The 14,647-nt window shown below is 40.9% G+C and carries 10 protein-coding genes; 7 read left to right on the top strand and 3 right to left on the bottom strand.

Annotated elements, in window-relative coordinates; all coding sequences use genetic code 11:
* The 7 genes from L1S31_RS02195 to L1S31_RS02165 all read left to right on the top strand — a co-directional run bounded on the left by L1S31_RS02195 (window position 1) and on the right by L1S31_RS02165 (window position 11,499).
* Complete coding sequence (locus L1S31_RS02195; RefSeq protein WP_236461468.1) at window positions 1–1,590, top strand: RagB/SusD family nutrient uptake outer membrane protein; 1,590 nt, start codon at window positions 1–3, stop codon at window positions 1,588–1,590.
* Between the two features lie 12 nt (window positions 1,591–1,602).
* On the top strand, window positions 1,603–2,598 hold the full coding sequence (locus L1S31_RS02190; protein WP_236461465.1) for a SusE domain-containing protein: 996 nt from the start codon (window positions 1,603–1,605) through the stop codon (window positions 2,596–2,598).
* A 16-nt stretch (window positions 2,599–2,614) separates the two neighbouring features.
* On the top strand, window positions 2,615–3,385 hold the full coding sequence (locus L1S31_RS02185) for a SusE domain-containing protein (RefSeq protein WP_236461462.1): 771 nt from the start codon (window positions 2,615–2,617) through the stop codon (window positions 3,383–3,385).
* Window positions 3,386–3,451: 66 nt separating this feature from the next.
* Window positions 3,452–6,304: an alpha-amylase family glycosyl hydrolase gene (locus tag L1S31_RS02180; protein ID WP_236461460.1), complete on the top strand. Its 2,853-nt coding sequence runs from the start codon at window positions 3,452–3,454 to the stop codon at window positions 6,302–6,304.
* Between the two features lie 127 nt (window positions 6,305–6,431).
* On the top strand, window positions 6,432–9,215 hold the full coding sequence (locus tag L1S31_RS02175; RefSeq protein WP_236461457.1) for an AsmA family protein: 2,784 nt from the start codon (window positions 6,432–6,434) through the stop codon (window positions 9,213–9,215).
* Window positions 9,216–9,271: 56 nt separating this feature from the next.
* The gene (locus L1S31_RS02170; protein ID WP_236461455.1) at window positions 9,272–10,591 is read left to right on the top strand and encodes a hydroxymethylglutaryl-CoA reductase, degradative; all 1,320 of its coding nucleotides are present in this window, start codon (window positions 9,272–9,274) and stop codon (window positions 10,589–10,591) included.
* Window positions 10,588–11,499 carry a GYDIA family GHMP kinase gene (locus L1S31_RS02165; protein ID WP_236461452.1) on the top strand — a complete coding sequence of 304 codons (912 nt, stop codon included), beginning with the start codon at window positions 10,588–10,590 and terminating at the stop codon, window positions 11,497–11,499. Before L1S31_RS02170 ends, L1S31_RS02165 begins: the two co-directional genes overlap by 4 nt.
* 157 nt (window positions 11,500–11,656) lie before the next feature.
* On the opposite strand, the gene remB is transcribed toward L1S31_RS02165, so the two are convergent.
* The 3 genes from remB to gcvH all read right to left on the bottom strand — a co-directional run bounded on the left by remB (window position 11,657) and on the right by gcvH (window position 14,606).
* A complete protein-coding gene (remB, locus tag L1S31_RS02160; protein WP_441294550.1) occupies window positions 11,657–13,774 on the bottom strand; it encodes a gliding motility outer membrane protein RemB in 2,118 nt (705 codons plus the stop codon).
* A gap of 72 nt (window positions 13,775–13,846) precedes the next feature.
* Complete coding sequence (locus tag L1S31_RS02155; protein ID WP_236461448.1) at window positions 13,847–14,254, bottom strand: VanZ family protein; 408 nt, start codon at window positions 14,252–14,254, stop codon at window positions 13,847–13,849.
* A complete protein-coding gene (gene gcvH, locus L1S31_RS02150; RefSeq protein ID WP_236461445.1) occupies window positions 14,226–14,606 on the bottom strand; it encodes a glycine cleavage system protein GcvH in 381 nt (126 codons plus the stop codon). The genes L1S31_RS02155 and gcvH overlap by 29 nt, the downstream gene beginning before the upstream one ends.
* Window positions 14,607–14,647: the final 41 nt, after the last annotated feature.

Genomic DNA, 14,647 nt, shown 5'->3' with positions numbered 1-14,647 from the left:
ATGAAAAAAGTAACATTAATTTTATCTCTCGCTTTAATGACAGGACTTTTTTCCTGTACAAGCGATATGGATGTAGCTTCTCCGGATGAGTCATTACTCGATCCAGAAGTTTTATTTTCGACTCCACAGGGATACAAACAAGCATTAGCGGGTGTTTATGGTAATTTATCATTGACCGGTACGCGTGATGCGGGTTCTTCATTCCTTCAGGGAATCGACGCAGGAACAAGTCAATACGGTAGATGCCTTTGGTACCTACAGGATTTGACTACAGATGAGGTAGTTTGGAGTTATGAAGGTGACGAAGGTGTTGCCGAATTACAAAGAAATACCTGGGGAGCAGCAAACCCAATCTTGTTGGGGATGTTCAGTAGGACTATGGCTGAAGTAGCTTTGGCAAATGACTTTTTAAGACAGTCAACGCCACAAAAACTGGCAGGCCGAGGCATTACCAATCCAACTGATTTGGCAGACATTGCAACTTACAGACAGGAAGTTAGGGTGTTAAGAGCAATGGCTTATTACAATATGATGGATTTGTTTGGTAAAGCACCGTTCTATGATGAAACTTCGCCAATCAACTCTTCAGGGCCACAATACGACAGAACGCAATTATTTACTTTTATCGAAAGTGAATTAAATGCAGTTATGCCTGATTTGAAGCCAGCAAGAACTAATGAGTATGGTAGATTGGATAAAGCTGTAGCTCAAATGATTTTGGCTAAAATCTACCTGAATGCAGAAGTATATACAGGAACAGCAAGATATGCTGACTGTATGACACAATGTAATAACATTATTGCAGGTGGATATACCTTAAATCCAAACTATCTGTACAATTTCACTGCAGACAACCACAACTCATCAGAAATGATTTTCACGCTTCAGTCTGATGGAGTGGTTACCCAAAACTATGGTGCAACTACTGTTATCATCAATGGTGAAGTAGGTTCTCTTGAAAACAACGGTTCAGCACTTGGTGTTGGAGGTTGGGGTGGAGCCTTAAGGTTGAGAAAACAAATGGTTCAGAAGTTTGACGGAGCAGAATTTTCGACAGACACCAGAAATACTATTTACGCAGGGTCAAGAACAATCGATATTGCGAATATTTCAACGCAAAGCCAAGGTTTTATCCTGTCAAAATTCTCAAACAAAACATCAGCAGGTGTAGCCGGAATCAACTCTACTTTTGTGGATACTGATTTCCCATTGTTCAGATTGGCTGACGTATATTTAATGTATGCAGAAGCTCAGATGCGAAATGATGGTGCTACAAATGCTTCTTCAACTCCAAATGCAGATGCAACTTCTTTAGGTTATATCAATGACTTGAGAACAAGAGCCAATAGTGCTCCTGTAGGTGCTGCAAACTTAGCATTCATTTTAGATGAAAGAGCGAGAGAATTACACTGGGAAGCACACAGAAGACAGGATTTGATCCGTTTCGGAAAGTATACTACCGGTTATAACTGGGCTTGGAAAGGAAACAGCTTGAATGGTACGTCAATTGACGAAAAATATAAAGTATTCCCAATTCCTGCCAACTCACTTAAGGCAAATAAGAACTTAACCCAGAATGCTGGATATTAATACAAGATCATTATGAAAAACTCAATTAAATTATTAATAGCTTTTGTTGGACTATTCTCTTTTTCGGCTTGTACGGAAGATGTTCAGGATACCGGAGCTGTTGTGCCTGAGTCAGGTTTGAAACTACTCACGCCAAATTCAGGTTTTAATATTGTTGTTGATGGGACTAAATTAAGTAACCTTGCAACTACTTTTGTTTGGACTGACAGTGATAACCCTACAGGCACTGATGTAACGTATACAGTTGAAGCTGCTGTTGCAGGAACCGATTTTGCTGCACCGTTAGCAATAGGTACTACTACTGAACACTTTTTGGATGTTACTGCCGGAACTTTAGATTCAACCGCTAAAGCCTTAGGGTTAGAGCCTAGAACTGAAGGACTAATGGACGTTCGTATCAGTGCTCCTTCAGGAGTTTCAAACTCGTTTACACTAAAAGTTACGCCTTACCAGCCAAACTGGGGAATCATCGGTAGTGCAACACCACTAGGATGGGACAATAGTACTGCGATGACATTCAACCCTATTACTGAAACGTATTCAATTTCGTTGGCTTTGACAACAGGTGAATTCAAATTCAGATTGGACAACAGCTGGACTACTAACTATGGTGATGATGGAAACAACCTTTCATTAGAAGCTAATGGTGGTAATATTCCTGTGACTGCAGGTAACTATACTATTGTTGCTGATTTTGTTAACCATACGTATACCATCACCGCTATTCCGGATGCATGGGGTATCATTGGTGATGCAACAACAACAGGGTGGGGATCAGATACACTTATGGACTGGAATCCGGTAACTATGAAGTATTCTATCATCATGAACATGAGTGCAGGTAGCTTTAAATTCAGATTAAACCATGACTGGGGAACTAATTATGGTGATGATGGCGGCGACCTAACTTTGGATAACGGAGGTGGAAATATCCCGATTGCAGCACCAGGTACTTATTTGGTTACTGCAGATTTTACGGGATTGACGTATACTATTACACAATTATAATTTTAAAAATATAAAGATGAAAAACAGTATTAAACTTTTAATTGCTTTTGTTAGCGTTGTTGCTTTCTCCTGTACAGATGATGTAGAAGACAGAACAGCTGTGACTGAAGGTACGGCTCCCGTATTAAAGACACCTTCAACGGTTGATATTGCGTTAGACCATAATTCTCCAAATGATCCTGCTACTACTATTGTTTGGGATCACGCGTTCTATAATGGTACACAGACTGTAGTTAGTTACAACATTGAGTTTGATGAGGCAGGGAATAACTTTGCTTCGCCTACAGTAGTTGCTACTACTAATGAGAAATTCAAAGCATTTACGATAGGAGATTTAAATGCAGCTGCGTTAAACGCAGGTATTGCTCCTTTTGTTCCAGGTTCTGTTGACGTGCGCGTGAAGGCTACTGTGGGTAGTTTAGCCGCCCTTCCTCAGGTATCCAACACAATCACATTGAACATGACACCATACCCTGCCTGGCCAAACTGGGGTATCATCGGAAGCGCTACTCCTACAGGATGGGGTTCTGATACCAACATGGATTACGATTTAACCACTCATTTATATTCCATTACAATGGAATTGACCGGTGGAAATGCGTTTAAATTCAGGTTAGATGATGGATGGTCAGTAAACTTTGGTGATAATGGTAACGATTTAAGTTTGGAATCTAACGGTGCCGATATTCCGGTGGCTGTTACAGGAACTTACACAGTGGTTGCTAATTTCAGTACATCAACGGTCGGTGGCATGCCTCCAGCCTCGTACACCATTACTTTACAATAATTAAGTTTTATTAAAATGATAAAAAGGCTATTCTTAGAATAGCCTTTTTTCACAAAGCAAAATTCTATGAAAAAAATTATTTTATTTTTCTTACTGGTTTCCTCGGTAAGTTTTTCCCAGATAACAACCACGCCTTCACCTGCAATTGCTGAAGGAGTCGTGACGTTAAATTTCAATAAGGCGGGAACGCCTTTAGCAAGTTATTCTGGTATCATCTATGCCCACATTGGACTAACAGTGAATGGTGTGCAATGGACAGCCGTGAAAGGAACCTGGGGTAATAATACAACTCAGCCAGCCCTGACTTTTGTATCGGGTACAAACTACACCTTAACGCTTGGGCCTGATCTGTATACTTATTTTGGAATTCCAACAACAAGTTCGATAACACAGATTTGCGTTGTATTAAGAGGTTCTACAGGATCTCCTCAAACTGCCGATACCTTCCTGAATGTAGGAGCGTTTCAATCGGCATTGGTAACACCAACCGAAAATACTACAACCATTATCAATTCAGGACAGAATCTGTCCATCTCGGCAAACAATACCAACGGTTCTGCAGATTATAATTTATTTGCAAACGGTGTAAGTATCAATACAGCATCGGGAACATCTTATTCTTATTCGGATAACGGAATAACAAACAACAAAAGCTATGAGTTAAGAATAACTCAGGGCGCAACAACATTTACCAAAAAATTCAGTGTTATTGTAGTTCCGACTACTGTAAACGAAGCATTAGGCTCAGGGCTTGAAGACGGGATTAATTATAATTCCTCTGATACTTCAAGGGCTACACTTGTTTTAACAGCACCGGGAAAAGATTTTGTATATGTTGCCGGAAGTTTTAATAACTGGTCACCGGATAGTAGTTATGCCATGAAAAAAGACCCTTCAACTGGTAAATTTTGGTTGGAACTTACCGGCCTTACTCCAGGCGTAAACAACACGTACCAATATTGGGTAGTAGATCAGACTCCAACAACCAATTCACAGGCAGTTATCAAAACAGCGGATCCTTTTTCTACATTGGTGCTTTCTCCTTATGATGACTCGGGCATTCCAGCAGCAAATTATCCTAATATGCCGGTATATCCGGCAGGACAGCAATATGAGGTTACCGTTTTAAAAACAGGCCAGACTCCTTATCCATGGAGCAGCGCAACAACCAATTTCGTTAAGCCTAATAAGGACAATTTAGTGGTTTATGAAGTTTTGATAAGGGATTTTGACGCCAGCAGGACTTTCCAATCCTTAATAAACAGGATAGATTACTTTAAAAATCTAAAGATAACGGCAATTCAATTAATGCCGGTAATGGAATATGAAGGCAATGAAAGCTGGGGATACAATACCGCTTTCCATATGGCTTTGGATAAATTTTATGGCTCTAAAGAAAAAATGCAGGAATTCGTAGACTTATGCCATCAAAATGGCATTGCGGTTATTCTTGACGTTGCCTTAAACCATGCTTTCGGAAGATGCCCTATGGTAAGAATGTGGCAAAATGACCCTACGAATACAGGTTATGGAGCACCAGCTACAGACAATCCTTATTTCAATACGACAGCAAGGCACAGTTACGGAGTTGGAAATGATTTCAATCATTCCTCTGCCTACACCAAATACTTTGTAAAAAGAGTAATCAGGGAATGGACCAATGAGTTCAAGATCGACGGATTCCGTTGGGATTTGACCAAAGGGTTCACCCAAGCCTGTACAGCAGGCGACGATACCTGTACCAATGCCTATCAGGCAGACCGTGTTGCAATATTAAAGGAATATGCTGATTATGAATGGACGCTTGATCCTTATCAGTACGTGATTTTTGAGCACTTGGGTATCGACAGCGAGGAGCAGCAATGGGCCAATTACAGAACAGGTGAAACACCTAGCAAAGGAGTAATGATGTGGGGCGAAATGACCTATGCGTATTCCCAATTAATGATGGGTTATACAACCGGTGCAGATATTACCAGAATTGGTAGCGACGCGCACGGTTTTACCTCAAAAAGATTGATGGGTTATCCTGAAAGCCACGATAAGGAACGAATCATGTATTCGGGAATCACTTACGGAGTTGGAGCAGGAACAAATCCTCCTGTAGGAAGTTTGAACAATTGCTTAACCCGTATGTCTTCTGTAGGTGCTATTTCCTTATTGGTTCCAGGGCCAAAAATGATTTGGGGCTTTGGCGATTTGGGAATGAATGTTTCCATCTATACCTGTACAGACAATACAGTCAATACCGAAGTAGATGCCACAGCCGGCGATTGTAAATTGGCAACCAAACCACAACCGCAATGGGCCAACAACTGGTTGGGCGTTTCACAACGTGCTGCCGTTTATAACAATTGGGCCAAATTCATCCAGCTAAAAAGGGATAATCCGGTTTTCAACGGTAGTTATGCTGTGAGCCCTAACGGGAATAATTTGCTGCAAAGGGTTTATGTTTACAATAATTCATTCCCGTCAACCCAATTGAAAAATGTGGTTATTTTGGCAAATTTCGGAACATCAACACTCAATATCACTCCTGATTTTCCTTATACAGGAACCTGGTACAACCTGATGGACAACACCACAGTGAATGTTGCCAGTACTACAGCTGCGATTAGTTTAGGAGCAGGCCAGTTCCGTGTGTATGGAAACCAACCGGCTTTATTGGCGGATACCGATTTTAACCTTATCAATACGGTAAGTTTATATCCAAATCCAACTAAGGGAAGCTTCAGCATTAAAGGTGAAGTGGCTAAGGTTGAAATCTATTCGATTACAGGTCAAATGATAAAATCATACGACAATATCATTTCAGAAGAAACACAATTCGATATCAATGACTTAAGAAATGGCGTTTATTTAGTTAAAGCTATTGGAAGCAACAATGCTTCAAAAACATTGAAATTGATCAAACAATAAGGTTAGAGTTAGTTATAATAATTTAAGTTTGCTTAAAAGCCACGTTTTCAATACGTGGCTTTTTTGTTTTTGGTAAAATAGTTACCATATTTTTTTTTAGTATGAATAAGCTTGTTATTTTTGCCCTATGAAAAAACCATCAAAATCAATAGTTGTCAAAATCCTAAAAATCACTGGTATTACCATTGGTTCTATTTTGTTGTTGTTGTTTTTGATTCCAATACTTTTTCCCGGCAGGATTGCCGAAGAAGTAAAATCATTCGCCAACCAGAAACTAAACGGCGAACTCGATTTCAAGGAAGCCAATCTTTCGTTCTTCAATCATTTCCCGTCACTGACTTTAACGCTTACCGATTTTTCGCTAAAAGGCTCAGCACCATTCCAAAAGGAAACCCTGCTTTCTGCCAATGAAGTAGCATTCGGGATTAATGTGAAGTCCTTATTGTTTGACAAAAAAGTCAACATTGATAAGATTTATGTTTCGGATGCTTTGGTCAATGTAAAGGTCAATGCCAAAGGCGAAGCCAATTACAATGTGTACAATTCCGATGAAAAGGCTACCGATACGAAATCTTCCGATTCGTCCTTAAAACTCGAAAAAATTGCCATCGAAAACACGCATATCATTTATGATGACAAATCCACCAAAATCCTCATCGATGCCAATGGCTTTAATTATGTGGGTAATGGCGATTTGGATAAGGCGATTTTCGATTTATATACCGAAGCCGATATTGAGGATTTCGATTTTTCCTATGATGGCGAACAATACCTGAAAAACAAAAAAGTCAATGCCGATCTGATTACTAAAATCAACACCAACTCGTTGGCATTTGTTTTTGAACAGAACAATCTGAAAATCAACAAGCTTCCGGTTGAATTCAAAGGAAGGTTCGACTTCCTGAGCAATGGTTATGATATGGATTTCAAAATCAAATCCGAGGGAAGCAAACTGAATGATTTTTTCACCGCAATGCCGCCTCATTATGTAACGTGGCTCGACAAGGCTAAAGTGAAGGGAAGTACCGATTTGCTGTTGACACTCAAAGGAAAATACGTCGCTTCCAAAAACCTCAAACCCGATTTGGCTTTCAATATGAAAATCCGTGACGGTTTTATCAATTATAATGACGCGCCATTTCCGGCTTCGAATATTTTCCTGAATTTTGATACCAAACTGCCTTCGCTTGACGTGGAAAAGTTACAGGTAAACCTTGATTCGATTTTCTTTAATGTCGATAAGGATTATTTCAAGGCAATTGTCAAAACCCGAGGTTTGTCCAAACCCATAATCAACGCCAGGATTGCATCCAAAATCAACCTGAAAAAAATGGATGAAGCATTGGGATTGCAGAATATGGATTTGCGTGGTGTACTCGAAATGGACATCAAATCGAATGGCGTTTATGACAAAAAGAACAGCAGGATTCCGGTAACTAATGGTAAGCTTTCGCTAATCACGGGTTATGTAAAAAGCATTTATTATCCAAATCCGATAAAGGATATTAACGTCCTCGCAACAATTACAGACAGCAAAGGAACGCTAAAGGATTTGGCGGTAAATATCCATAAGGCTTCCTTCGATTTTGAGGAAAAACCAATCTATGTCAAGGCAAACCTGAGTAATTTCGAGAACATCAATTATGATATCAAAGCCAAAGGCGAATTGAATTTGGCACGAATCTACAAAGTTTTCTCCCGAAAAGGACTCGATTTGGATGGTTACGTCTATGCCGATGTTGCGTTTAAGGGTTCCCAACAGGATGCGATGAATGGCAATTACAAAAATCTCGAAAACAGCGGGACTTTGCGATTGCGCAACATCAGGGCAACTTCAGAATATCTGCCAAAACCTTTTGTAATCAATCAAGGGACATTCATTTTCAACCAGGATAAAATGAATTTCCATTTCTTCTCGGCAACTTACGGCCAATCCGATTTTAAAATGTCGGGTTACCTGCAGAATGTCATTGACTATGTGTTGACCAATAAAGCGGTTTTAAAAGGAAATTTCAACCTTAAGTCGGATTACATCAATGTTGATGAATTTATGTCGAATGCAGATGCAGAGAAAACACAAGAATCAACAACATCCGAAACAAAACCTCCGGTTGAATCCGGAGTGGTGGTCGTTCCGCCAAATCTCGACATACAATTTGACGCCACGGCAGGTAAAATCAATTTTGAAGACCTGATTTTGGAAAAATTAGACGGAAGCATGCTGATCAGCGAAGGAAAACTGATGCTTAAAAACAGCAGCGTGGACATCATTGGCTGCAATGTGAAAACAGATGTGGTTTATGCAAGCGAAACTCCGAAGCTGGCTAATTTCGATTTCAAGATCAACGCAAAGGATTTTGATGTCAAACGCGCTTACAAAGAAGTAAAACTGTTCCGTGAAATGGCTTCAGCCGCCGAAAATGCCGAAGGAATCATTTCGCTAAATTATAAGGTGGCCGGAAAATTAAATGGCAATATGCAGCCTATTTATCCATCACTTGTTGGTGGCGGAACGCTTTCGGTGAAAAAGGTAAAAATGAAAGGGTTTAAAATGTTTGGCGCTGTAAGTCAAAAAACAGGAAAAGGCGCGCTCAACGATCCGGATGTGACCAAAGTGGATATCACGACCCATATCAAAAATAACATCATCAATATCGAACGCTTTAAGTTTAAGGTTGCCGGTTTCCGTCCGCGGATTGAAGGTCAGACCAGCTTTGACGGCGATTTGAATATCAAGATGCGACTCGGATTGCCACCATTGGGCATCATCGGAATTCCATTGAAAATCACCGGAACCAAGGACAATCCTAAGGTAAGCCTCGGAAGGGAAACCGCCGATTTGAAGGAAGTGGAGTATGAGGAAGGCCAGGAACCGACTCCGGATGGACCTTCGGATCCGATAATAAAATAGTTTCAGAAAAGTAAGTAAAGCTTATCTTTGCTATTCCTAAACACAGACTATTAACCATGAATAACTCCGTTGCAGGATTTTCAAAACTAACCAAAGAAGAAAAAATCAACTGGATTGCAAACGAATACTTCGCCAAGCCAGCTGAAGCCGTTGCGACCATTAAGCAATATTGGAACAGTGATGTCAAACTCCAGCAGCTTCACGATGAGTTTATAGAAAACACGATAACCAATTTCTATCTTCCGATGGGAATTGCGCCCAACTTCCTAATCAACGGCAAATACTACTCGGTACCCATGGTAATTGAGGAAAGTTCGGTGGTGGCTGCGGCTGCAAAATCGGCAAAATTCTGGGCAACCCGTGGCGGGTTTAAGGCAACGGTTCTAAACACCGAAAAAATAGGGCAGGTACATTTCCTGTTTAATGGCGATTCGGTGAAACTGCAGCGTTTTTTTGATGCAGTAAAACAAACTTTAATTGCTTCCACAGAAAGCATTACTGCCAACATGCAAAAGCGTGGCGGCGGAATCACTTCGTTGGAACTTCGGAATAAAACAGGCGAATTGGAACACTACTTTCAACTGCATGCGACTTTTGAAACCAAGGACAGCATGGGTGCCAACTTTATCAATTCGTGCCTCGAGCAATTGGCAAAAACACTAAAGCAGGAAGCCCAAAACCACGCCGATTTTAATGAAGCTGAAAAGGAGATTACGATTGTGATGAGCATCCTTTCGAATTATGTTCCGAATTGTGTAGTCCGTGCCGAAGTTTCGTGCAGGGTAGAAGAACTGGCCGAAAAGAAAATAGAAAACCCGCAATTGTTTGCCGAGAAAATCGTCCAGGCTGTAAACATCGCCGAAGTTGAGCCTTTCCGCGCGGTGACACACAACAAAGGAATCATGAATGGAGTTGACGCAGTAATTCTGGCAACAGGAAACGATTTCCGTGCGGTTGAAGCCGGAGTGCATGCCTATGCTTCGCGTTCGGGGAAATATTCGAGTTTGTCGCATGCCAAAATCGAAAACGGAATCTTTAGCTTTTGGATGGAAATCCCATTGGCTTTGGGGACTGTTGGCGGATTGACTTCGTTGCATCCTTTGGTAAAAACCGCTTTGGAAATTTTGGGGAAACCTTCTGCACAGGAATTGATGCAGATTGTTGCAGTAACCGGTTTGGCGCAGAATTTTGCCGCCTTGCGCTCGTTGACCACAACCGGAATCCAGGAAGGACACATGAAAATGCACATCAACAACATCCTTAACCAATACCAAACCAATGCCGAAGAGCGCAAAATGATCAAAACCCATTTTGAAAATAATACGATTTCACACTCGGCGGTCGTTTCATTCATTGAAAATTTAAGAAAACCGTGAGCACTTTTTACAGCAACGGCAAGCTCCTAATCACTGGGGAATATTTGGTGCTTGACGGCGCCAAAGCCTTTGCACTGCCTACAAAATTTGGGCAAAACCTAACCATCGAAGAAGCTGAAGGGGAAATCATCCATTGGAAAAGCTTCGACAGCGATGGCAGCATTTGGTTTGAAGACAACATTCCGTTTGCATCCATTATCCGAAAGGAACGTTTTGACAATGCCAAAAACATCAGGAACACCTTAATCGAAATCCTGCACGAAGCGTATCGGATGAATCCCGATTTTATTACAAAATCAAAAGGCTACAGCATCAAAACCGAACTGACATTTCCTAAATTCTGGGGTTTGGGGACATCGTCTACACTCATCAACAACATTGCGCAATGGCTCAAAATTGATGCTTTCGAATTATTGAAAACCAGTTTTGGTGGCAGCGGTTACGACATCGCCTGTGCGCAGAATAATTCGGCAATCCTCTATCAATTGGTGAATGAAAAACCGATTGTGGAATGCATCCACTTCAATCCCGATTATACCGACAAGATTTTCTTTGTCTACCTAAACAAAAAGCAAAACAGTAAAGCAGCAATTGCGGCGTATTATGGCAGGGAAGGAAATATCGATAAAAGCATCGCCAAAATAAACGCCATTACCGAAAAAGTAATTGCAGCCAAAACCGCAAAGGAATTTGCCATAGCACTACAAAACCACGAAATCGAAATGAGCAACGTCCTCGAAGTATCCACAGTTAGGGAAGCACTATTCCCCGATTTTAACGGCGTCATCAAAAGCCTTGGTGCCTGGGGCGGCGATTTTGTTATGAGTATTTCAAAGGAAAACCCAACAGCTTATTTTAAAAGCAAAGGCTTTGAGGTTGTGGTGCCTTATGGGGAGATGATATTGTAATCTTTTGTCATTCCCGCGAAGGCGGGAATCTATTTTTAGGAGCGGACGTTTGTATTTCTTTTCACTAATGCTCCCGCCATTCGCGCTACATGCCCGCCTGCCGGCAGGCAGGGTAGCCTGCTTCTGTCGGGGCTATCAAAAGCAATTCACTTACTTTCTAATAATCAAAATACCAGTTAAAGATATCACATCTCAACCCAACAGAAAACCAAGTGGTACTTTCCTTAATGGCAGTTTCAGTTTCGGTGGTTGGACTGAAGTTTCGATAAATAAAACTTCCAAACAGTTTCATATTGGTTGAAGGATTAATCAGATAACCAGCCTGCAGATCGGCAATGAAGATGCTGGTTTTATTTCCCTGCCCAATATTAACTCCGGTGTCGTAAGGACGATTTTCGTTATAGCTCAAATAAATATTGCTTCCGTAGTTGAAGTTGTTGTCGGCAGTGTTATAGTCCAGTCCGCGTTCCCCAAAAGTAACTTTGGCATCGGCAAAATAACGTCCTTTATGATAACGCGCAATCGCAATGAATTCCTTGAAATTTCCGCCCCATTGGTGGCCTAAGCTCTGGTTGTTGTGCCCGTAGTTGGTAATCGCTTCGCTGTGCGCATACACATAAGGACGCACATGGTTGTATTCCACCTGAAGCAAGAGGTTTTTGATGTTGAAGGCGTTGTAATATTTGGCGCCCAACTGGTAACCGTATTTGTTTTTCCAGCTTTTGTTGCCCGCTTTCATGTCATTTAACGAAAATTCGTCAAGCAAAAACTGTCCGTAAACATTTACCTGGTTGCTGATTTTGTATTTCGAGGTCAATCCCAATAAGGCATTCCCGCTTCGCGCCGAAGAAGAAAACTCTACTGTACGATAGAAAATGATTGGGTTTACAAAACTCATGTCAAAACCACGGTTGTTCTTATTGGTCCACACCACCGACTCAAACATTCCAATATTCCAACGGTTTGAAAGGTTCAAACTCAGGTAATGGCTGGCTGCAAATTTGGTTGCGTAAGTTCGGTCTTCAGTAACTTCAGGGCGAACATCTTTAAGCCAGGTGTAAATGTTGGTGTATTTTATTTTCCAAAAAGTAGTGTTCAGTTTGAAATAAGGATACGGGCTGGCACCATCTCCCAACAACAGCGAACGGTAACCATCCCCAATAAAGTTTTTGCCATAACCCAGATTCAGGTTGATGAACTTGCTTGGCGTATACGACAAATTGGCTTCAGCCATTGGAAAATCATAAGCATCCGATTTGAACTCCTTTGCAATTCCGATTCCCGGAATAATCGCAGGGTTTCCTCCATCAGGCTTAATCGATTCGGCATAACTGTTGAAATAATCCGCAAACCTTCCCTGGCTTTCGTAAATAGTCGTTGTAAAATTCAGGCCTTTGCCCAAACCACCGTTAAACTGCAATCCTCGGGTATTGATGTAAGTATAACTCGAAACACTCGGGTCGCTTTTTCCAAACTGCACATCAAAAATAGGGTTGAGGGTAAACCAATAATCCTCGCCCTGGATTTCGACAAAATTCTCGTTCCACAATTTCCTTCCCCACCATTCGGTTTTGTTTTTGGCAATCGCCTGGTTGGCTTCCTTCAGGTTGTAATATTTGTTGACTTCGGCATAAGGATAGGGTTTGGATGCTGTATGGTTATTGGCGCCAATCTGGTTCAGCTGCGCATCAAACTGCGAATAATAGCTATGCGAAAACGGAATGTTGATGTGGCTTTCGTATTGTGGATTTTCAAACTTTTTGAACTTCATGCTGTCCAGTTCGGTCAGGTGTTTTTCATTCGGTTTATAGATATCCGATTTTTTTTCGGCCAAAGCCTTGGCTTCTTTTTCGGCCTGCATTTCGGCAACGCTTTTCAGCGGAATTCCGATTTTGATGGTGTATTTGGTATAGGTTGGAATCCCGTTATAGGTTGCGGGTTTTATCTTTGGCATTTTTTCAAACACCCTTTTGCTTTCTGCAACCAAAGACTCATCAACGGCATCGACATAAATTACCTTAAAACTTCCGTTATCGCTCACTTCAAAAAGCACGATGATGTTTCCTTTAAAATCTTTTTGCTTCAAATTGTCAGGCACCTTGAAATTGTTGTATACAAAATCCTGCACATGGTTGTTAAAACAGGTTTCCAAAGCCTGGAATTCCAAACCTTCACAGGAAGGGAAAACGGGAAAACGTTCGGTTGTTTTTTGGGAAACCTGTGCGTTCGAAAACACAGCTAAAAAGAGGAATATAATCGGGAGTAAGTTTTTCATTTTCATTAAAATATGGCAATTCGTGATATTGTGGGATAAAAATAAAAAAAATCCCGACTAATCGGGACTTTATTATGAATGGTTTGCTTTTTTTAGCTTTTTAATCAGCACAAATGTGAGGAACGCTATCATTGCTCCGGTAAAGTTTGCCAAAACATCCAAAATGTCGGCATGCCTTGTAGTGGTGACGAGTTCCTGCAGAATTTCAATCAGTATGCCATATCCAATCGAGAATAAAACAACGATGAAGATTCTTTTGAGCTCAATCTGATTCCATTTCTGGCGCGAGTAAAATCCCCAAAGCATCGTAAACACAAAATGCAAAGTGATGTGGACGTATTTGTCTAAGCTTGAAACCGTGAAGCCTAATGACGGTAAATCGTTAAATTTTACCAGGCATAAAAAAGCGATTACTACAGTCCAGCCAACAGCCAGGCTGAACAATCCTTTTTTAAGCACCAATAAGTTGTTTGTAGGCATCAGCTGAAAGTAAGTCGTCTACTTCAGAAGCATCTGAGAATTTTAGCTTAATCATCCACCCTTTTCCATAAGGATCTGAATTCACAGCTTCCGGGCTCACTTCCAACGAATCATTGAATTCGATGATTTCACCGCTCAAAGGCAGGAACAAATCAGATACGGTTTTTACTGCTTCCACAGTTCCGAAAACTTCATCCTTGTCAAGAGTCTGGTCTAAAGTTTCTACTTCAACATACACGATATCGCCCAATTCCTTTTGTGCAAAATCGGTGATGCCAACAGTGGCAACATCGCCATCAATCAAAACCCATTCGTGGTCTTTAGTATACTTTAAATTGCTAGGTATATTCATTTGGTATTTATTTTTAGACTGTAAAGATAAGATTTGATATG

The organism is Flavobacterium wongokense, from assembly GCF_021608265.1.
GTDB lineage: Bacteria > Bacteroidota > Bacteroidia > Flavobacteriales > Flavobacteriaceae > Flavobacterium > Flavobacterium wongokense.
The sequence above is the reverse complement of the archived record's forward strand: the minus strand, read 5'-3'. Positions and strand labels throughout refer to the sequence as shown.